The organism is Qipengyuania sp. SS22 (assembly GCF_025736935.1).
Taxonomy (GTDB): domain Bacteria; phylum Pseudomonadota; class Alphaproteobacteria; order Sphingomonadales; family Sphingomonadaceae; genus Qipengyuania.
On the sequence record NZ_CP107048.1, the window covers coordinates 2216725 to 2235918 of the forward strand.

Here is a 19194-nt window from a genome sequence, read left to right on the forward strand (position 1 = left end):
CATGCTGAAAATTGACAATCTCCATGCCGAAATCGACGGCAAGGCAATCCTCAACGGGCTGACGCTCGAAATCCCCGCGGGCGAGGTCCATGCGATTATGGGCCCCAATGGTGCCGGCAAGTCGACCCTGGCCTATGTGCTGGGCGGACGGCCCGGTTACGAGGTGACGCAGGGTTCGGTCAGCTTCAACGGCGTCGATCTGCTCGACCTCGAGCCGCACGAGCGCGCCGCAGCCGGCCTGTTCCTCGGCTTCCAGTACCCGGTCGAGATTCCCGGGGTCTCGAACCTGCAGTTCCTGCGCGAAGCGCTCAATTCGCAGCGCAAGGCGCGCGGGGAAGAACCGCTGACCGGCGGCGAATTCCTCAAACTTGCCAAGGACAAGGCCGCGCTGCTCAAGCTCGACCCCGAAATGCTCAAGCGGCACGTCAATGTCGGCTTCTCGGGCGGCGAGAAGAAGCGTGCCGAGATGGTCCAGATGGGCATTCTCAATCCGCAATTCGCGGTGCTCGACGAAACCGATAGCGGTCTCGACATCGATGCGCTGCGCGTGGTCGGCGATGGCATCAATGCAATCATGCGCGACCCGGCCAAGGGCGTGCTGCTGATCACGCATTACCAGCGCCTGCTCGAAGTGGTGAAGCCCGACAAGGTCTCGATCCTGTCGCAGGGCCGTATCGTCCGCACCGGTGGCCCCGAACTGGCGGTCGAACTCGAAAACGAAGGCTATGACGCGATCATGTCGGCCGAGACTGTCCATGCCTGAGGCTGCCGAACTCCCCACCCGCCGCGACGAAGCGTGGCGCTATTCCGCGGTCGAGCGGCTTCAGGGCGAAGCGCTGGACGACTGGCGCACGATCGATGTCGCGGCAGGCGAGACCGTTCACGAAACGCTCCTGATTGCCGATGGCGGCGATACCAAGCCGACCGAACTCCACCGTTGGCGCGTCACCGTGCGCGAAGACGCGACCTGCGAGATTTTTGCGGTGCTTGCTGCGGCCGAATATGCCCGGCTCGAGATCGAAGTAACGTTGCACAAGGGCGCGCATTTCGAACTTGGCGGGATCACCGTCGGCGGCCGCGAGACGGTGCGCGAATTCGTCACCCGCACGATCCATGCCGAGCCCGAGGCGACCAGCAACCAGACCGTTCGCGCGGTTCACTGGGGCCACGGCACGGGCAATTTCCTCGGCAATATCGATGTCGTGCGCGATGCGCAGAAGACCGATGCAGCGCAGGACTTCAAAGGCCTGTTGCTCGAAAAGGGCGCGAGTGTGAACGCCGTGCCGCAGCTCGAAATCTTCGCCGACGATGTCAAATGCGCGCATGGCGCCAGCGTTGGCCAGCTCGATGAAACCGCGCGTTTCTACATGGCCGCACGCGGGGTTTCACCCGATCTTGCCAGGCGCCTGCTGGTCCAGGCATTCCTCGGTGACGCGCTGGTCGCGCTCGAGGATGACGAAACGCGCGAGGCGATGCTGAAAGTCGCGCTCGACAAGGTAGACCGGGCGCTGTGAGCGACGCTGCCACCCTTTTGCGCCCCAACGCCATCAAGGCCGAATTTCCGGGCATGGTGACGGGCGATGGCCAGCCTTGGCATTATCTCGATACCGCCGCGACGGCGCAGAAGCCACAGGCGGTTATCGATGCGATGACCCGTGCGCTTGGCGCGGATTACGCCACCGTCCACCGCGGGGTCTATGGCCGCAGCGCGCAGATGACGCTCGGCTACGAAGCCGCGCGGCGCCGCGTGGCCGCTTACATGGGCGCTGCCAGCGAAGATGAAGTGGTGTTCGTGCGCGGCGCGACCGAGGCGATCAACCTCGTCGCGGCGAGCTGGGGCATGACGCATATCGGCGAAGGCGACCGTATCGTCCTCTCCACGCTCGAGCATCATTCGAATATCGTGCCCTGGCAGATGGTCGCCGAACGCACTGGCGCGCAGATCGATGTCTGCCCGCTGACCGAGGACGGGTGCATCGATCTCGGCGCGCTCGAAGCCCTGATGACCCCGCGGACCAAGCTGGTCGCGCTGGCGCATGTCTCGAATGTACTCGGCAGCGTGTTTGATGCGCGCGCCGCAGCTGATCTGGCGCATTCGGTGGGCGCGAAACTTCTGCTGGACGGGTGCCAGGCGGCACCGCGCATGGCGCTCGACATGACCGCGCTCGATTGCGATTTCTACGCTTTCTCGGGACACAAGCTTTACGGCCCGACCGGGGTCGGCGTGTTGTGGGCGCGCGGGGACATCCTCGACACGATGCCCCCGTGGCAGGGCGGCGGGGCGATGATCGACCGCGTCACCTTCGAAAAGACCACTTATGCGCCGCCGCCGCAGCGGTTCGAGGCAGGCACGCCGATGATCACCGAGGCGATCGCGCTGCATGCGGCGATCGACTATGTCGCCGCGCTTGGCCCCGACCGCCTGTTTGCGCATGAAGCCGAGCTTGCCCGGCAGCTGCGCGATGCATTGCGCACGCTCAATTCGGTGACGCTGTTCGGCCCCGAAGAAAGCGCCGGCATCGTCAGTTTCGCGATCGAGGGGGTTCACCCGCACGATCTCGGTACCATATTGGACGAAGAGAATGTCGCGATCCGCGCCGGGCACCATTGTGCGCAGCCGCTGATGGACCATCTCGGCGTCCCCGCCACCGCCCGGGCCAGCTTCGGGCTCTACTCGGACGAAAGCGACATCGCTGCGCTGATGCGCGGCATCGAACGGACTCAGAGGATCTTCGGATGAACGACGATCAGAACAGTGATTTCATTGCCGCGCCTTCCCCTGCGGATGCGCTGGCCACCAAGCCGCCGCGTGCCCGTGTCGAGGACGCCGTCGATGCGGACGAAACACCGCGCGCGACGATGGAGCGCAAACGCGATTATCTTGAAGGCTTCCTGCAAAAGCAGCCCGAGAACGTGCCCGCAGGCGCGCCGGGTGGCGATCTCTACGAGGCGGTGATTGCTGCGCTCAAGGAAATCTTCGACCCTGAAATCCCGGTCAATATCTACGATCTCGGCCTGATTTACGGCGTCGAAGTCGATGACGAAAGCGATGTGGTGGTCACCATGACGCTGACCACGCCGCATTGCCCGGTCGCCGAAACGATGCCCGCCGAAGTCGAATTGCGCGCCGCCAGCGTGCCCGGCGTGCGCGATGCCGAGGTGAATCTCGTGTGGGACCCGCCCTGGGGCCCCGAGAAGATGACCGACGAGGCACGTCTCGAACTGGGGATGCTGTAATGAGCGATACCACGACCCGTCCCGCGCCCAAGGCAGCCGTCGTCCTGACGAAGACTGCCGAACAGCGCGTCGCCGAGCTGATGGCCAAGGCACCCGATGATGCCATCGGGGTCAAATTGTCGACTCCGCGCCGGGGCTGCTCGGGCCTTGCCTATTCGGTCGACTACGTCACCGAGGAAGCGAAGTTCGACGAGAAGATCGAGACCCCCGGCGGGGTGTTCTACATCGATAGTGCCAGCGTGCTCTACCTGATCGGCAGCACGATGGACTGGGTCGAGGACGATTTCACCGCGGGTTTCGTATTCGAGAACCCCAACGCCAAGGGTGCGTGTGGCTGCGGTGAAAGCTTCATGGTCTAGCCGCGCACGATCGGCTGATCACTCTTCGGCGAGGAAATCGAGCAAAGCGCGCTCGTATTCGTCGACCCGGCCATCCGCATCGATCCGCGCGTCGAGCCATTCGCGCTCGCTGTGGGTCACCTCATGCGCTGCGGCTACGCCCTCGGCGCGCGATTCTGCCTTTTCCTTGCGCCCGAAGACCTTGCCGAACGCGTTGGGTGAAGCCTTGGCCATCCGGCCGAGAAATCCGCCCACGCTGCTGCGCGTATCGGTCATAAAGGCCTGCAGTTCGGTGGCTCGCTCGCGGCTGATCTGCGCATCGGGATCGCTATAGCCCTGCAAGTAATTGGCGATGCCCTGGACGAACAATTGCTTCCATTCAGGCGCATTGGCGCCGCCCAGCGTGGCGTCCTTCAGACGGAACAGCATGTCGGCCTCCTTGCGACCGACCGCCGCAGGGCGTTCGCTGGCGGGCGCGAAGATCGCGCGGCGCAGCAGGCGGGCTTCGGTTGCGTTGACATTGCCTGCTTCGAGCGTTCCGCCGTCGCGCGTCGGCCCGGTGCCCTCGAGTGCGGCGAGCTCCATTTGCGAGATCGCGTAATCCTTGAGCGCCGCCGGCACGTTCTGCGCCCGTTCGAAGACGCGTACCAGCAGCTCGATTTCGGCCATGCTGCCGAACTGTCCGTCGGCATCGATCTGCATCATCAGCCAGCTGGCATTCTCGGGATCGACATAGCCCGTGGGCGCGCGCTGGTTGATGACATATTCGCCCAGCGCCTCGACGAAGAAATCGACCCATTCGCTGCTTTTCGTCGCCAGCTCGCGATTGAGTGCGAAGATCGCTTCGGCCTCGGCCTGCGAAATCCGCCCGTCGGGCCATGCCTCGCGCCGCAGCGTCAGCACTTCCTCGGGGGTGATGACCCCATCCGCGCCGACCCTCTTCGCCAATTCGCCGAAATGCACGCTCATCTGGACCCAGCTCCCTAAAATCCTGGTCCGATAAGCCTAGCCCGTCTTGCTTAAGACGGGGTTAGCGGCGCAGCGCGCGCACGCAGGCGGCGCGGTCGACATCGAGACCGTCGCTGGCGCGGCGGGCATCGACATAGGTAGCGCTGGGTTCGCCGCGCGGCTCGAGCGGGTAGAGATAGACATCGAGCACGCAGGCCTCGCCGACGAATTGCAGCTTCTTGGCATCGCCTTCCTTCACCGTCAGCCGCGGGGCACCGAACAGATTGGCGAGAGCGGTTTCATTGCGACCGATCACCCCTTCCAGCCCGGGCACATTCATCACGCGCGGTGCGCGAAACGATGGCGTAGTCGGCGCGACGCGGACCTCCTGCGGCGGCGGTGTGGCCGCGGGGCGTGAGGCCGGGGCACCCGGTGAACCCGGCGCAGTGGGTACGGTGGTGCAGGCTCCCAGCAGGGGCAGCAGCAGCAGGGCGAACTTACGCATCGAGGTCTTTCTCACGGGCGCGGTGAACGAGGTGGGTGGCGCAGGCGGCGCCCATTATCGGGGCAAGGAGGTTGAGGAAAGGTATCGCAAGCAACGCCACCACCACGCCGCCGAGCAGGAAACGCGTGAGACCGCCGATCGGGGCCAGCTCGGTCGGATCGGCACGGTGCCGCAGCCACACCATGTCGTGCAGTTCGCGTCCGACGAGATAGGCGTTGACCGTCCAGAACACCGCCGCCGCGCCAATCCCGGTCACCAGCAACAGGCCCGCAACCGGCAGCGCCGCGGCATTGGCGAGCACCGTGCGCAGGAGCGAGCGCAGCGCATTGCCGACTTCTTCGATGAGCGGCAGGTCGCGCAGGCTGTGGCGGGCCTGCGGATGATGCTTCGCCTCGACCGCGCGCACCACATCCTCGGCGAAGAACTGCAGCACGAACAGCGCTACCACCCGGAACAGGAACCAGCCCGCCAGGATGATCCCCAGCGTCGCGAGCAGTGCGCCCAGGCCCGACGTGTTGGCACTGGTCATACTGCCGATCGCGTGTTCGACCACGACATAGAGCGCCGCGCCGCCGGCCGCGAAGATCGCCAAGGTCAGCAGCGCGGTCTTGCCCAGCACCCTGAGGATTGCCGGATCGCGAAGCTGACCGACGGCAAGGGCAAGGGCACGGGGAAGCGACATCATCGGAGCGGGGGAATGCGCGCCGTTATGGGGCAAGTCAACGCCGCCCTTGGCCAAACGCCGACGAGCCGCTAACCGCGCCGGACATACCGATTATCCCCTCCCCGGAGCACTCATGACCGAACCCCGTTACGACGTAATCGCCATCGGCAATGCCATCGTCGATGTGATGGCCCCCTGCGAAGAAGATTTGATCGCCGAACTCGACCTCGCCAAGGGCGGGATGACGCTGGTCGACGAAGACGGCGCGCGGCGGCTGTATGACGCGATGGGACCGGCCAAGGAGATTTCCGGGGGCTCGGCTGCCAATACGCTCGCGGGCATGTCGGCGCTGGGCGCGCAATGCGCGTTCGTGGGGCAGGTGGCGCAGGACCAGCTGGGCGATGTCTTCAGCCACGACATCCGCGCCGTGGGGATCGATTTCGACACGCCGCCGCGCTCGGGCCAGCCCTCGACCGCGCGCTGCCTCATCTTCGTCACGCCCGATGGCGAGCGGACGATGAACACCTTCCTCGGTGCCAGTCAGTTCCTGCCCCCCGCCGCGCTCGACGACGAGCTGATCGCCAGCGCGGGTATTCTCTACCTCGAAGGATACCTCTGGGATCCCGAAGAACCGCGCCGGGCCATGCGCCGCGCAATCGAGGTGGCGCACAGCGCGGGTCGCAAGGTCGCCTTCACCGCCAGCGAGAGCTTCGTCATAGATCGCCATGGCGACGATTTCCGCGCGCTGATCGAAGAGCAACAGATCGACATTCTCTTCGTCAATGAAAGCGAACTCGCAACGCTGACCGGTGAAGAGGATTTCGACGCCGGCCTCGCCATGCTGCAGGACAAGGTCCCGGTGCTGGTCGCCACGCGCAGCGCTAGGGGCGCGGTAGGTATCGCCAACGGCACGCGCGCCGAGGTTGCCGCCGAGCCGATCGCCAAGGTGGTCGACACCACCGGCGCGGGCGACCTCTTCGCGGCGGGCTTCCTGACCGGCCACGCGCGCGGCGAAACCCTCGAAACCTGCCTGCGCATGGGCGCAATCTGCGCTGCCGAAATCATCTCGCACTACGGCGCGCGGAGCGAGGCGGACCTCAAGGCGCTGGTTGCCGAAAAGCTGGGCTAATCCACCCACACCCACGTCACCCCGGACTTGATCCGGGGTCCAGCTTCGATGCGGCTATGGCCTCGCAGGAAGTAGCGGGACCCCGGCTCGGAGGCGGGTGACGGGCAGAGTTCCAAACGGGCTGAGTGCGCATCTTTCGGACCGACGCGCTCTATCCTTCGGCGCCCGCCTGATCGCGCTTCAACCCCGCTCGCGGCGCACTTCCCGCTGGCCGATATCGCGGCGGCAGAAGCCGTCTGCGAAATCGATCGCGTCGACGGCGGCGTAGGCGCTTTTCTGCGCTTCGGTCGCGCTCGGCCCCCTTGCGGTCACGTTGAGTACCCGGCCGCCGCTCGACGTCAGGGTCTCCCCGTTCAGCTTCGTACCGGCATGGAAGACCTTCGCGCCGCCGGCCTCGGCTTCGCCCAGATCGATAGTGCCGCCTTTCCGGGGCGTGCCGGGATAACCCTCCGCCGCCATGACCACGGTCAGCGCGAAATCGTCGGATAGCACCGGTTCGGCGATGTCACCCAGCCGACCCTGCGCGCAGGCCTGCATCAGTTCGACAAGATCGCTCTCCAGCCGCATCATCAGCACCTGGCATTCGGGATCGCCGAAGCGCGCGTTGTATTCGATCAGCTGCGGACCGTCTTTGGTCAGCATCAGCCCGGCATAGAGCACACCCGAATAGGGCGTGCCCTCGGCGGCCATGGTGCGCACGGTCGGCTCGACGATCTCGCGCATGACCTGCGCCTGTAGCGCTTCGCTCAGCACCGGGGCGGGCGAATAGGCACCCATGCCGCCGGTATTGGGTCCGGTGTCGCCTTCGCCCACGCGTTTGTGGTCCTGCGCAGTGCCGATGGGGACGATAGCGGTGCCGTCGGTGAGCGCGAAGAAACTCGCCTCCTCGCCCATCAGGAACTCCTCGATCACTACTTCGCTGCCCGCGCTGCCGAAACGGCCGTCGAACATTTCGTCGAGCGCATGCTGCGCTTCTTCGCGCGTCTCGGCGATGACCACGCCCTTGCCCGCAGCAAGACCGTCGGCCTTGAGCACGAAGGGCGGGTCGAACTTCTTGAGCGCGCCCCAGGCCGCCTCGAGCGAGGTGCAGCGCTCGTAGCGGGCGGTGGGGATACTGGCGCGGCGGCACAATTCCTTGGTGAACCCCTTGCTGCCTTCGAGCTGCGCGGCCTGTTTGGATGGACCGAACGTGTCCACCCCTGCCGCGCGCAGGCTGTCTGCCAGCCCTTCGACCAGCGGCGCTTCGGGACCGATCACGACAAGCCCGATTTCCTTGGCGGTGCAGAAAGCGATCACTGCATCGTGATCGTCTGCATCCACCGCAACGCATGCGGCATGCTGGGCGATGCCCGGGTTGCCCGGAGCCGCCCACAGCTTGTCGCACAGCGGCGATTGCGCCAATTTCCACGCTAACGCATGTTCACGCCCGCCCGACCCGAGCAAAAGGATATTCATGGCCGACAATTTCCCGTCCACTGCAGATGATGCGAGCTTGGTAGCGAAGGGCCGCACGGGCGACAACGCCGAGCCGCTGACGGTGAGCGAAATTTCCCAGGCGCTCAAACGCACGGTCGAGGACCGCTTCGGCTTCGTCCGGCTGCGCGGCGAACTGTCCGGCGTGAAGCGCGCCGCCAGCGGGCATCTGTATTGCGCGCTCAAGGATGAAAAGGCGGTGATCGACGGCGTGATGTGGCGCGGTAATACCGAGCGCCTGCCCTTCGCCCCCGAAGACGGGCTGGAGGTGGTCGCCTCGGGCAAGCTCACCACCTATCCGGGCCGCTCGAAATACCAGATCGTGATCGAGCGAATGGAGCTGGCGGGCGAAGGCGCGCTGCTGGCGCTGCTCGAGAAGACCCGCGCGCGGCTGGCGGCGGAAGGACTGTTCGATGCCGGGCGCAAGCAGGCGCTGCCCTTCCTGCCGCGCACTATCGGCGTGGTCACCTCGCCCACCGGCGCGGTGATTCGCGATATCCTCCACCGGCTGGCGGACCGTTTTCCTACCCGAGTCGTGGTCTGGCCGGTGCTGGTGCAGGGGCAGGGCGCAGCCGCGCAGGTCGCGGGCGCCGTGCGCGGGTTCGCCGCCATGCCCGAAGGCCATCCCGACCGTCCCGACCTCGTCATCGTCGCGCGCGGCGGCGGGTCGATCGAGGATTTGTGGAGCTTCAATGAGGAAGAGGTGGTGCGCGCCATCGCCGATTGCCCGATCCCGACGATCAGCGCGGTCGGGCACGAAACGGACACCACTCTCGCCGATTATGCCGCCGACCGTCGTGCGCCGACCCCCACCGCCGCGGCCGAGATTGCCGTGCCGGTACGCGCCGAACTCGCCGCCACGCTGAAGGATTTCGAAGGGCGCAAGGAACGCGCGATCCTGCGCCCGGTGCAATTGGGACGCGAGCGTCTGGAAGCGCGCGTCCAGCGCTTGCCGACACGCGAGGCCTTGCTGCAACCACAGGCCCAGCGGCTCGACGATCTCGCCGAACGCCTGCGCCGCGGCCTGCGCGACCGCGCGGCGCAGGGGCGCGAGCGGCTTGGCAATCTGCGACTGTCGCCCGCCGCGCTTGACCGCAATTTGCGCGAGGCCCGGCGTGCGCTGGCGGGGCAGAAGCTGGTGCCTGCGCTGGTCGAGCGTCCGCTGGCCGAGCGGCGCGAGCGGCTGGCAGCGCTGGCGCGGTTGGCCGAGCAGCTTCATCCCGACCGCCCGCTGGCGCGCGGCTATGTGCGCGTTACCGGACCCGACGGGCGAACCATCACCGACCGGGCGGCGGCGGCGAGGGAGGCGGCGCTCACGCTCAAGTTCCGCGATGGCGAACTGGCGGTTGCGACCGGCGGTGATACCCTGCCTCCCGCGCCGCGTCGCAAGCCGCGCAAATCCGGAACTCCGCCCGAGCAGGATGATTTGTTCGGTTAGACCGGACCTGCTAGGAATTGCGCCATGCTGATGAACAAGAATTCGGGCCCGTCGAAAGGCGAGGCGAAGCTGCAGTACGGCCCTTCCGGCTTTCGCGTGTTGCGTGCGGGCAACCATGTCTTTTGCGCGATGAGCGGGGTGCCGATCCCGCTCGACGAGCTGCGCTATTGGTCGGTCCAGCACCAGGAAGCCTACGCCAGCGCCCAGCTCGCGACCGAGCGACTGGCACCGTGAAGGGGATGCGGGTCGCGCCGCTCCTGCTTCTCGGGACCGCATGCGTTCCCTTTGCGACGCCCGAGCCCGCTCCGCCATCGCGCACGGCCGAAGTGGTGCAACCGGTCCGCGCTACGCCGACTCCAAGCCCGACACCGACGGCCACACCCTCGCGACCCACGGTATTCACCTTCGATGGCGCGCTCGAACAGGGGGGCTGGATACGCGGCACGGTCCCCGGCGGTACACGCGCAGCCATGCTGGGTGAGGAAGCGCTGGCATTCGACGATGAGGGCCGGTTCTTCGCCGCCTTCGATCGCGATGCGCCCGCTGCGATGACACTGACCGCCCAACTGGCGGGCGGGCGCACGATCGACAGCCCACTGGCGATCGCACCACGCGGCTGGGACATCGAACACGTCAACGTGGCGCGGCGGACGGGCGGGTCTTCCGCATCCTTCATGCGGCGCCGCCAGCCCGAACTCGATGCGATCTGGAACGCGCGGCTTGAAGAAACCGGTGCGCAAGGCTGGGCGCAGGATTTCATCTGGCCCGCAACCGGACGCATTTCGGGCCGGTTCGGATCGCAGCGTATCTATCGCGGCGAGCCGGGCAGCTATCACTCGGGGATCGATATCGCCACGGGCGGTGCCGGCACCCCCTATGTCGCCCCCGCCGATGGCGTGGTGGTGCTTGCGGCGGATGATTTCAGCCTCGAAGGCAAGCTGCTGATCATCGATCACGGACAGGGGCTCAACAGCGCTTTCCTGCATAGCGCGCGGCTTTATGTGCGCGAGGGTGAAACGGTGCGGCAGGGCCAGCATATCGGCGACATCGGCTCCTCCGGCCGCGCCACCGGCCCCCATCTGCACTGGAGCCTGAAATGGCGCAATTCGCGTCTCGATCCCCTGCTCTTCACGGGACCGATGCGCTGAGCGCTTGACGCGCCTCCACGCGCTCTGGAGAGACCCTCTCGCATGCGTCCAAAGCGCTTTTTCCTTGCCGCCGCGCTGACGGTCGCGCTCGCCCCCGGGACCTGGCTGCGCTCGCCGCCGCCACCCCGTGCATTGCAGCCCGACGTCACTCTGACGCCCATCGCGGCGCAAGAACGCACGGCGGGGCCCTTCACTTTGCTTGGCGCATGGGAGCTGGCGGGCGATCGCCTGCGCTTCGGTGGAATCTCGGCGCTTGTCGCCTTGCCCGATGGCCGATTCCTCGCCGGCAGCGACACGGGGCGCAAGCTCGAGTTCCACCGGCCCGATCGCGGGCGCCGGGTGGGCCTGTTCAGCGCGTTCGAGCCGAGCGAAACATCCTACAAGATGGGGCGGGACCTCGAATCGCTGGCGGTCGATCCGGAAACCGGAACGGTTTGGGCCGGCTACGAATATCGCGAAGCGATCGTCCGGCTCGATGCCGCTTTCCGGCCCGACAAGGAAGTGCGGCCAGCGCTGATGGCGGATTGGGCCAGCAATTCGGGTGTCGAATCGCTCGTTCGTCTCGCCGATGGGCGCTTTTTCGCGATCGAGGAACGATCGCGCCGCTGGCGTGGATCGCGGCATATGGCGGTGCTGTTTTCAGGCGATCCGGTGGAGGACGACAATCCGCGAAGCGTGGTCGTCGATATTCCTGCCGGATATCGGCCGGTCGATGCCGCTCCGGTCGGAAAGGGCCGCGCGCTGGTTTTGCTGCGACGTCTGGACTGGGGCATCCCGCTGGGGTTCGAAACCGCGATTGCCGAACTCGATGTCGACGCGCCCGACGATGACGGGATCGTCACGGCCCGCCTGCTGGCCGAACTTGGAACAACCATCCCGCGCGACAATTACGAAGGCCTGACCATTACCGACGATGCCGATGGGCAGCATCTCTGGCTGATCTCGGATGACAACTTCATGTCGTTCCAGCGGACACTGCTGCTGAAAATGCGCTGGGACCAACGCGAAAAGGCGCGCGAGTAGCCTCGCGCGCCCTTCGATCCAGCGTAGATGCCATGGCGCCGAAGCGCCTTTACGGCTTACGCGGTAGCGAGATTCGCCTTCCTCAGCTCGCGCTTCACCTTGAGCGCGTTGGCCGAGAGCTTCTCGTCGCTGGTCTTGAGCAGCCAGTTGTCGAGACCGCCATTGTGCTCGACCGAACGCAGACCCTGGGTCGACACGCGGAACTTGAAGCTGCGATCGAGCTTCTCGCTCATCAGCGTCACGTTCTGCAGGTTCGGCAGGAAAACCCGCTTGGTCTTGTTGTTGGCGTGGCTCACATTGTGACCGACCTGGCGGCCCTTGCCGGTGAGTTCGCAAATGCGCGACATGATACGTCTCTCGTTCAAATGGCTGGGCGAGTTCCCTTGGCCGCTGCTGCGGGGCGGGGGCTCGTGTTTGTCCCGGAAAGCGGCGCGCATAGCGGCGAGCTTGCGAATCGTCAAGCACGTTGCACCCGCGTCCGCCGGGGGCTAGCGCCATGCCGATATGGCCAGCTGGACCCTTCCGCAACCCATGAAGCGCGCGCTCGAGCTCGCCGCGCAGTCCGCTGCGGCGGGCGAAGTGCCCGTGGGCGCAGTGGTGACCCGCGGCGGGGAGGTCGTGGCGGAAGCGCATAACGCCCCGCGCGAGCTGCGGGACCCCACCGCCCATGCCGAAGTGCTCGCGATCCGTCGCGCGGCCGAGGCGTTGGGCGAGGAGCGGCTGACCGATTGCGAATTGTGGGTGACGCTGGAACCCTGCGCGATGTGCGCTGGTGCGATCGTCCATGCGCGGATCGGCAAGCTCTATTACGCTGCCAGCGACTCCAAGGGCGGCGCGGTCGAGCATGGCGCGCGCGTGTTCGAGCAGCCGCAGTGCCTGCACCGGCCCGAGGTCTATTCGGGCATGGGGGAGGACAGGGCCGCGGAACTGTTGCAGGCGTTCTTCAGGGCGCGTCGCTAGGGCTCTCGGCGGCCGGCGCTGGCTTGCAGGCGTGCCACCCGCGAATCAGCGATGCCTGGAAAAAGTCGATGGGCGGCGAGAAGCCCGCTTTTCGCCACAGTTCGCGGGTCGTTGCGGGACCAACCACGCCCAGTTGATGCCGCAATCCTTCGGACAACCCGGCAAGCGATTCCGGCGTCGCACCCATCATAATCTGGACCTGTTCCCAATCCCGCAACCGGGCCGGAAAAAGCTCGCCATCGAAATCGCAGCTGATCTCGGCGCTGACGAAGCGCCCTCCGGGCTGCAACCGGCGGAATATAGCGCGGTAGAAGGATGCCCTGCCACTCAGCGGGATGAAATGCGCGACCAGCATGGCGACCGCCGCGTCGAACTGCCCTGCCTCGAGATCCTCGACGTAGCTTGGCAGCAAATGGCAGCGATCGAGCACGCCAGCCTGTTCGAGGCGTTCGTGGGCGATGGCGAGCATGTCGGGAGCGGGGTCGATACCGACGAAGCTCCAGTTCGGCCGGACCTTGGCCAGCGCAAGGATCTCCGCGCCCGTGCCCGCCCCGACACACAGGATGCGGGCGTTGTCGGGCAGATCGCTCAGCACCAATTGCGTCAGTAGATGCAAGCAATCCGATATCGGTCTCAGACCGCTATTGCGACGGTCGTAGGCGGCGGCCATCTGTCCGCTGAAAATGCGGGCCGGATCGAGCGTGTGACTTGGGCGGGACATTGATACATCATATCATTTGCGCGAGGTCGACGCCAGATCAATCCCGACTTAAAAGCGGTGGGACTAAAGACCTCGCCAGATCTTCGCCGGCATGCTGTCGCGCGCGCCAAACCGGGTTCGATCACAAGCCGTCGGCATGAAGCGCTTGTCGTAGCACAGCCGCAGTTCCTCCAACCAGCCGCGCGCATTGAGCTTTACCCCCACCGCCTCAGGTACCCAGCCGGGGTTGGCATCGATAAAGCGCGTGCGGATGGTGCCCGCTGTCAGATCGTCCTCGCGGCTGACACGGTCGTAATCGGGAATGCGCAGCCCCTCCCACAAGATGCGGGTAACCTTGAAATATGTCGCGGGGTTCTGGGCCATGCAGCTGCCATGCTTGGCCCATTGGCGCGCGATTAGCGCCGCGGAGGGCGAGATGCACATATTGGCAGCAAGCTCGCGCGATTGGGGTCGCCGCTGCGCGGTGCACCATTGCGGCCAGCTACGACCGCTATCGGGCCACAGTCCGTGTACCACGAGGCCGAACATGCCTGCGCGCCCGCTGCATTGCCGCGCATGACGCGGCTGCCCCTTGCGCGGCTTGCAGAATTCCGGGCTCCAGCTCAGTGCCAGAGTATAGCCGGTGACCCGCAGCGGACGTGGTGCCGCGTCGGGCCGGATTTGCGGCACCAGCACATTGCGCGGGATGCTGCATTGATAATGCTGCGCCGCCAACGGTGCGGCATGGAGCAGCATGCCGGCGAGCGGCAGCATCCAACGGACTCTAGGACGCCGCGTGATCATCATCGGCGGGATTCAACCAAGCGCGTGCATCGGCGCGGAACAGCAGAGCGATAGCGACGACTTGCAGTGCGGTGACGATAAGCGCCATAATGCCAGCGGGCGCCCACATCCGCGCAGCGCCGAGGTCCAGATACAACAGCCCGGCTGCAGTGAGCAGCACGAGGATCCACTTGGCTAGATTGCTCGCGCGGCGGGCGATGAAGTACCACAGCAGCAATGGCACAAGCAGGCTGATCGCGATCACACCGATGACGAAGCCCGGCCCCAAGCCCAGCGGCGCGAAAGCCGCCTGGCCGTCGACCTGCGCGAGCAGCATATCGTATTGCAAAAGACTGATGAGTAGCGCGATGCCCAGACTGAGCAGGAATAGCCGCTCGAACCAGATGATCGAAGTCGGACGCATGGCAATTGCTCCCCCAGCCCGGTGCTGGGATGCCCGCAAATCACAAAGGCGTAAAGTCCAGACCGATATCGGCAGCGGGTGCACTCTGGGTCAGACGGCCGACCGAGACGTAGTCGACCCCGGTGGCGGCCTTAGCGTGGATTGTCTCGAGGTTGATCCCGCCGCTGGCCTCGGTCGGCACGCGTCCGGCGACCAGCGCCACCGCTTCGCGCAAGGCGGGCGGGTCCATATTGTCGAGCAGCAGGCGAGTCGCGCCGGCGGTAAGCGCGGGCTCGATCTGGTCGATCCGGTCGACCTCGCAGATGATCTCTTCCACCCCGGCAGCGACCGCGCGGCGCACCGCCTCGCCCACCGATCCGGCGACGAGGACGTGGTTGTCCTTGATCACCGCCGCGTCCCACAGGCCCATGCGGTGATTCGCCGCGCCGCCCATGCGCACCGCGTATTTTTCCAGGTGACGCAGGCCGGGAATGGTCTTGCGCGTATCGAGCAGCGTGCAGTCGGGATTGTCCATCGCCGCGACATAGTCCGCGACCATTGTGGCAATGCCCGAGAGGTGCTGCACGGTATTGAGCGCGCTGCGCTCGGCGGTGAGCATCGCGCGGGCATTGCCCTCCAGCCGCATCAAATCGGTGCCCGCGGGAACCGACGCCCCTTCCTCGACGAGGATATCGATCTGCATGTCCGGGTCGAGCGCACGGAAGAACGCGGCGGCCACGGGTAGGCCCGCAACATGGATCGCATCGCGCGTGTCCATGGCCCCGGCGAAACGCGCGTCTGCAGGGATGACGCTCTCGCTGGTGACATCGTGCCCGCCGCCGGAATGGCCGTCGCCAAGGTCTTCGGCTAGCGTCTCGCGCACGAACCGGTCGAGATCGAAGCCGGGAAGGGTGATGGTCATGAAGATCGCTCCTGAAACGGACCTGGCAAGACGCGCAGGGTGCCCGACGCGGGGCCGGATGGCGCCGGGGACGCTCACGCACGGGCGTGAGCGCAGAACGTCAGTGAACGAACCGTGCGACGACGTCGCGATAGCTGCGGCTCACCTTCACCTCTGCGCCCGAATCGAGCACAAGGAAGCATTCGCCATTGGTATGCGGTTTCACCTGCCGCACCTGGTCGAGATTGACGATCGTCGAGCGGTGCACACGCTGGAACTTGCGCGGATCGAGACGGCGTTCGAGATCCTTCATCGTTTCACGCAGGATCAGCGAATTGTCGCCGGTATAGATGCACATGTAATCGCCTGCGGCCTCGATATGCTCGATCGTTTCGACCTCGACGCGGAAGATCTGGCCGCGGTCCTTGATGTTGATGAGCTTCTCGAACCGGCTGGCCGCCTCGCCATCCTCGCCGGCGAGTGTTTCAGCGGCTTCGGGCGCGACTTCGGACAGGACGCTCTTGAGTTTCTCCGCCTCTTCGGTCGATTTCTTCTCGGCCAGCCGCTGGCGCACGCGTTCGACCGTATCGGCCAGCTTGTCCTCGTCGACCGGCTTCATCAGGTAATTGACTGCATTCGCCTCGAACGCGCGGATCGCGTGTTCCTGGAATGCGGTGACGAAGACGAACAGCGGCGGGTCGATCTCCATCACCCCCTGGACGACCGAAAAGCCGTCGAAGCCGGGCATCTGGATGTCGAGGAAGACGAGGTCGGGCTTCTGCGTCTTGATCGCGCGGATTGCCTCGCGACCGTTCTGGCAGGTGCCGATGATCTCGACATCCTCGAAGGGTTCGAGCCGCAGCTGGAGGCCCTGGATGGCGAGCTTTTCGTCGTCGACTAGAAGGGTCCGGATGGTCATGTCGTCTGGGGTGCTTTCGAGGGTGAGTGTGTAGGTACAACGGCCGGGGAAGCCGCGGGTTTCTTGAGCGGGGCCGCCTGCGCGGGTGCGGCTTGCGCCGCGCTTAACGCCGGGGCTTCTTCGCTTTCGAACGGTAATTCGATGAGCACGGAAAAGCCGCCGCTTTCGGGCGAGCGGATTTCAAAGCGGTGTTCCTCGCCATAGGCCTGCGCCAGCCGATCGCGGATATTGGCGAGGCCGACACCGGTCGAATCGCGGCGCGCATGCGTCGGGCGGACGGCGGGCAGACCGGCCTCGATATTGTTCATCGTCATGCCCGGACCGGTATCCGACACGGTTACGCGCAGCCGCGGGCCGACGATCTGCGCGACGATGAAGATATCCGCGCCTTCCTCCTGCGGGCTGACGCCGTATTTGATCGCGTTCTCGACCAATGGCTGAAGCAGCATGGCGGGCAGCCGCGCGCCGGCCGCCTCGGGTTCGACGCGAAAGCTCGAGCGCAGCCGTTCCTCGAAGCGCATCTGCTCGATGCCGAGATAAAGCTGCAGCGTCTCGACCTCCTGCGCCACCGTCACCTTGCCGCCCGGCTGCGTCACCAGCGTGTGGCGCAGGAAGCTCGACAGGCGGGTGAGCATGGCATTGGCAGTCTCGCTCTGCTTGAGCAGGACCAGCGTGCTGATCGAATTGAGCGTGTTGAACAGGAAATGCGGATTGAGCTGGTAGCGCAGCATGGCCAGCTGCGCGCTGGTCGCCTGTGCCTCAAGCCGTTCGAGCCGGTCGGCCTGTTCCTCGACTTGGAGGAAGAAATTGATCGCGTAATAGAGTGCCGACCATGCGCCGAGCAGCGTCAGGTCGAAGAAGTAGATGCCCACGAACAGATTGGCGAAGCTGGTGTTGGACGAGGCCGCGCCCGCTACGTCGAGCACCCAGCTGTCGATGAAGGCGTAGATGCCCACCGCAAGGACCAGCACCATCGCGGTCGCGCCCCAGGTCACGATCGGGCGCTGGCGGATCAGCTTGCCGTAGACCACCGCGAGGATCAGGCTGAGCGAAAAGCCGGTGATCGTCGCGATAAGGATGATGACCAGCCGGTCGGGCGGCTGGCCATTGGCCAGCGCGGACATGACGCGCAGCATCGTTGCGCCGCCCCAGCCGGCCAGCTGGAGGTTCCAGAACGCCTGGTTCTTATTGGCGAAGAACGGCGTTGGGCGAATGGGCAAGACTGCCATGGGCCATGCCCTCTAGCGCAATTGCGACGAACTGCGCCAGTCGCTACAGTGTCACCGACAGCCGAAGCGAGGGAGAGACGCGATGGGCGTGCAGGAAAATATCGAACATCCGGAAGCCGAACGCGCGAAATTCCGCGAAATGCGCGAGGGCACGGCGGAGGATTGGGCGATCATCGGCGGCGAGTATCGCGCCTTCGCCAAGGGCCTGCCCGATCGTGTTCTCGACCACCTCAAGCTGCTCCATGGCGATTTCGGCGGTTTCCCGGTCGATCGGCTCGAACACTCGCTGCAGACCGCGACTCGCGCGCATCGCGACGGCCGCGACGAGCAATATGTGGTCATGGCGCTGCTGCACGATATCGGCGATACGCTGGGCAGCTATAACCACCCCGAAGTGGCCGCCTCGATCATCAAGCCCTTCGTCACCGACGAAATCCACTGGATCTGCCAGAATCACGGCGCCTTCCAGGGCTATTACTATTTCCACTTTCTCGGGATGGACCAGAACGCGCGCGACAAATTCGCCGACCATCCGCATTTCGAGGCCTGCCGGACCTTCTGCGAGAAATACGACCAGGCCGCGTTCGACCCTGCCTATGACAGCGAACCGCTCGAATTCTTCGAACCGATGGTCCGCCGGGTGATGGAACGGCCGCTCGCCTCGATGTACGCCAAGGCAATGGAAGCGGAGTGAGCGCCTAGCCCTCCGCCGCGAGCGCGTCGGCGAGGCGCTGTTCGGGCACCAGTCCCTGGATCACCTCGTCGCCCGCTATCCAGCTGGGTGTTCCGGTGAATTGGAGCGAGCGGGCAAAGGCCATGTTGCGCGCAAGTTCGCCGGTGACCGCGTCGGATGCAGCAAATTCTTCCGCTGCGGCGACGTCGAGGCCGGCGATCTGCGCCGCGCGGGCGACACTCGCCTCGCTGGGTGGGCCCTGGTCGAACATGGCGTGGTAGAACGCCGGATACTTCCCCTGCGCTGCGGCAGCCAGTGCCATGCGTGCGGCCTGTTCGCTGCCGTCGAAGATCGGCCATTCGCGTACCACGACTTTCAATTCGGGGTCGGCGGCGATCAGGCGGTCGATCCCGGCGATCGACTGGCGGCAATAGGTGCAGCCGTAATCGGTGAATTTGACCAGCACCTTGCTGCCTTGCGGATTGCCCAGAACCGCGCCCTGGAAAGCCTCTTTCACTTCGCCCGAAACCTGCGCCAGCCGGCCCTCGGCTTCGCTGCGCTGATAAGCCTCGGACATTTCGGGAAGGATCTGCGGATTGGCGAGCAGGTAATCGCGCGTATGGCCATGACCCAGCCCCGAGAACGACCACAGGCCGGCCCCGACGAAGCCGAACACCAGCGCGATCAGCGCGGTCAGCAAATTGTTTTTCATCAGATCCCTCG

24 protein-coding genes are annotated in these 19194 nt (G+C 65.5%); 12 read left to right on the plus strand and 12 right to left on the minus strand.

Annotation, left to right across the window (positions count from 1 at the left end):
* Window position 1: 1 nt before the first annotated feature.
* Genes sufC through N6L26_RS11135 form a run of 5 tightly spaced genes read left to right on the plus strand, consistent with a single transcriptional unit; the run spans window position 2 to window position 3596 of the window.
* Complete coding sequence (sufC, locus tag N6L26_RS11115; RefSeq protein ID WP_263605629.1) at window positions 2–763, plus strand: Fe-S cluster assembly ATPase SufC; 762 nt, start codon at window positions 2–4, stop codon at window positions 761–763.
* Complete coding sequence (locus tag N6L26_RS11120; protein WP_263605630.1) at window positions 756–1514, plus strand: SufD family Fe-S cluster assembly protein; 759 nt, start codon at window positions 756–758, stop codon at window positions 1512–1514. Before sufC ends, N6L26_RS11120 begins: the two co-directional genes overlap by 8 nt.
* A gap of 53 nt (window positions 1515–1567) precedes the next feature.
* On the plus strand, window positions 1568–2740 hold the full coding sequence (locus N6L26_RS11125) for a cysteine desulfurase (protein WP_263607302.1): 1173 nt from the start codon (window positions 1568–1570) through the stop codon (window positions 2738–2740).
* Window positions 2737–3237: an SUF system Fe-S cluster assembly protein gene (locus tag N6L26_RS11130; protein ID WP_263605631.1), complete on the plus strand. Its 501-nt coding sequence runs from the start codon at window positions 2737–2739 to the stop codon at window positions 3235–3237. The genes N6L26_RS11125 and N6L26_RS11130 overlap by 4 nt, the downstream gene beginning before the upstream one ends.
* Window positions 3237–3596 (plus strand): HesB/IscA family protein, encoded by a 360-nt coding sequence (locus N6L26_RS11135; RefSeq protein WP_263605632.1) that lies wholly within the window; start codon window positions 3237–3239, stop codon window positions 3594–3596. The genes N6L26_RS11130 and N6L26_RS11135 overlap by 1 nt, the downstream gene beginning before the upstream one ends.
* An 18-nt stretch (window positions 3597–3614) precedes the next feature.
* On the opposite strand, the gene N6L26_RS11140 is transcribed toward N6L26_RS11135, so the two are convergent.
* The 3 genes from N6L26_RS11140 to N6L26_RS11150 form a co-directional block, all read right to left on the minus strand.
* A complete protein-coding gene (locus tag N6L26_RS11140) occupies window positions 3615–4544 on the minus strand; it encodes a hypothetical protein (protein WP_263605633.1) in 930 nt (309 codons plus the stop codon).
* 61 nt (window positions 4545–4605) lie between these two features.
* Window positions 4606–5028, minus strand: a complete 423-nt coding sequence (locus N6L26_RS11145; RefSeq protein WP_263605634.1) for a hypothetical protein — start codon at window positions 5026–5028, stop codon at window positions 4606–4608.
* Window positions 5021–5713 carry an EI24 domain-containing protein gene (locus N6L26_RS11150; protein ID WP_263605635.1) on the minus strand — a complete coding sequence of 231 codons (693 nt, stop codon included), beginning with the start codon at window positions 5711–5713 and terminating at the stop codon, window positions 5021–5023. The genes N6L26_RS11145 and N6L26_RS11150 overlap by 8 nt, the downstream gene beginning before the upstream one ends.
* A gap of 112 nt (window positions 5714–5825) precedes the next feature.
* Between N6L26_RS11150 and N6L26_RS11155 the strand changes: the two genes are divergently transcribed.
* Window positions 5826–6821 carry an adenosine kinase gene (locus N6L26_RS11155; RefSeq protein ID WP_263605636.1) on the plus strand — a complete coding sequence of 332 codons (996 nt, stop codon included), beginning with the start codon at window positions 5826–5828 and terminating at the stop codon, window positions 6819–6821.
* 180 nt (window positions 6822–7001) lie between these two features.
* Here N6L26_RS11155 and purD read toward each other — a convergent pair whose 3' ends face one another.
* Window positions 7002–8276 carry a phosphoribosylamine--glycine ligase gene (gene purD, locus N6L26_RS11160; protein WP_263605637.1) on the minus strand — a complete coding sequence of 425 codons (1275 nt, stop codon included), beginning with the start codon at window positions 8274–8276 and terminating at the stop codon, window positions 7002–7004.
* On the opposite strand from purD, the gene xseA reads away from it, so the two are divergent.
* The 4 genes from xseA to N6L26_RS11180 all read left to right on the plus strand — a co-directional run bounded on the left by xseA (window position 8275) and on the right by N6L26_RS11180 (window position 11903).
* Window positions 8275–9732, plus strand: coding sequence for an exodeoxyribonuclease VII large subunit (gene xseA, locus N6L26_RS11165; RefSeq protein WP_263605638.1), 1458 nt, complete (start codon window positions 8275–8277; stop codon window positions 9730–9732). The genes purD and xseA overlap by 2 nt on opposite strands.
* Before the next feature lie 24 nt (window positions 9733–9756).
* Complete coding sequence (locus N6L26_RS11170; RefSeq protein ID WP_263605639.1) at window positions 9757–9966, plus strand: DUF2093 domain-containing protein; 210 nt, start codon at window positions 9757–9759, stop codon at window positions 9964–9966.
* Between the two features lie 236 nt (window positions 9967–10202).
* Entirely contained in the window at window positions 10203–10880 is a 678-nt protein-coding gene (locus N6L26_RS11175) for a M23 family metallopeptidase (RefSeq protein WP_318173604.1), read from the plus strand.
* Window positions 10881–10922: 42 nt separating this feature from the next.
* Window positions 10923–11903: an esterase-like activity of phytase family protein gene (locus tag N6L26_RS11180; RefSeq protein WP_263605640.1), complete on the plus strand. Its 981-nt coding sequence runs from the start codon at window positions 10923–10925 to the stop codon at window positions 11901–11903.
* Between the two features lie 56 nt (window positions 11904–11959).
* On the opposite strand, the gene rpmB is transcribed toward N6L26_RS11180, so the two are convergent.
* Window positions 11960–12250 (minus strand): 50S ribosomal protein L28, encoded by a 291-nt coding sequence (rpmB, locus tag N6L26_RS11185; RefSeq protein ID WP_263605641.1) that lies wholly within the window; start codon window positions 12248–12250, stop codon window positions 11960–11962.
* 157 nt (window positions 12251–12407) lie between these two features.
* On the opposite strand from rpmB, the gene N6L26_RS11190 reads away from it, so the two are divergent.
* Entirely contained in the window at window positions 12408–12863 is a 456-nt protein-coding gene (locus N6L26_RS11190; RefSeq protein ID WP_263605642.1) for a nucleoside deaminase, read from the plus strand.
* Here the strand turns inward: N6L26_RS11190 and N6L26_RS11195 are convergent.
* From N6L26_RS11195 to N6L26_RS11220, 6 genes are all read right to left on the minus strand, one after another.
* Window positions 12847–13479: a class I SAM-dependent methyltransferase gene (locus N6L26_RS11195; protein WP_263605643.1), complete on the minus strand. Its 633-nt coding sequence runs from the start codon at window positions 13477–13479 to the stop codon at window positions 12847–12849. The genes N6L26_RS11190 and N6L26_RS11195 overlap by 17 nt on opposite strands.
* A 168-nt stretch (window positions 13480–13647) precedes the next feature.
* Window positions 13648–14337, minus strand: coding sequence for a ribonuclease T2 family protein (locus N6L26_RS11200; RefSeq protein WP_263605644.1), 690 nt, complete (start codon window positions 14335–14337; stop codon window positions 13648–13650).
* Between the two features lie 10 nt (window positions 14338–14347).
* Window positions 14348–14770, minus strand: coding sequence for a hypothetical protein (locus N6L26_RS11205; RefSeq protein WP_263605645.1), 423 nt, complete (start codon window positions 14768–14770; stop codon window positions 14348–14350).
* 40 nt (window positions 14771–14810) lie between these two features.
* On the minus strand, window positions 14811–15671 hold the full coding sequence (gene nadC / locus N6L26_RS11210) for a carboxylating nicotinate-nucleotide diphosphorylase (protein WP_263605646.1): 861 nt from the start codon (window positions 15669–15671) through the stop codon (window positions 14811–14813).
* Between the two features lie 100 nt (window positions 15672–15771).
* A complete protein-coding gene (locus tag N6L26_RS11215) occupies window positions 15772–16569 on the minus strand; it encodes a LytR/AlgR family response regulator transcription factor (RefSeq protein ID WP_263605647.1) in 798 nt (265 codons plus the stop codon).
* The gene (locus N6L26_RS11220) at window positions 16566–17798 is read right to left on the minus strand and encodes a sensor histidine kinase (RefSeq protein ID WP_263605648.1); all 1233 of its coding nucleotides are present in this window, start codon (window positions 17796–17798) and stop codon (window positions 16566–16568) included. Before N6L26_RS11220 ends, N6L26_RS11215 begins: the two co-directional genes overlap by 4 nt.
* 82 nt (window positions 17799–17880) lie before the next feature.
* Between N6L26_RS11220 and N6L26_RS11225 the strand changes: the two genes are divergently transcribed.
* Window positions 17881–18492 (plus strand): HD domain-containing protein, encoded by a 612-nt coding sequence (locus N6L26_RS11225; protein WP_263605649.1) that lies wholly within the window; start codon window positions 17881–17883, stop codon window positions 18490–18492.
* 4 nt (window positions 18493–18496) lie between these two features.
* On the opposite strand, the gene N6L26_RS11230 is transcribed toward N6L26_RS11225, so the two are convergent.
* A complete protein-coding gene (locus N6L26_RS11230) occupies window positions 18497–19183 on the minus strand; it encodes a DsbA family protein (RefSeq protein WP_263605650.1) in 687 nt (228 codons plus the stop codon).
* Window positions 19184–19194 lie beyond the last annotated feature (11 nt).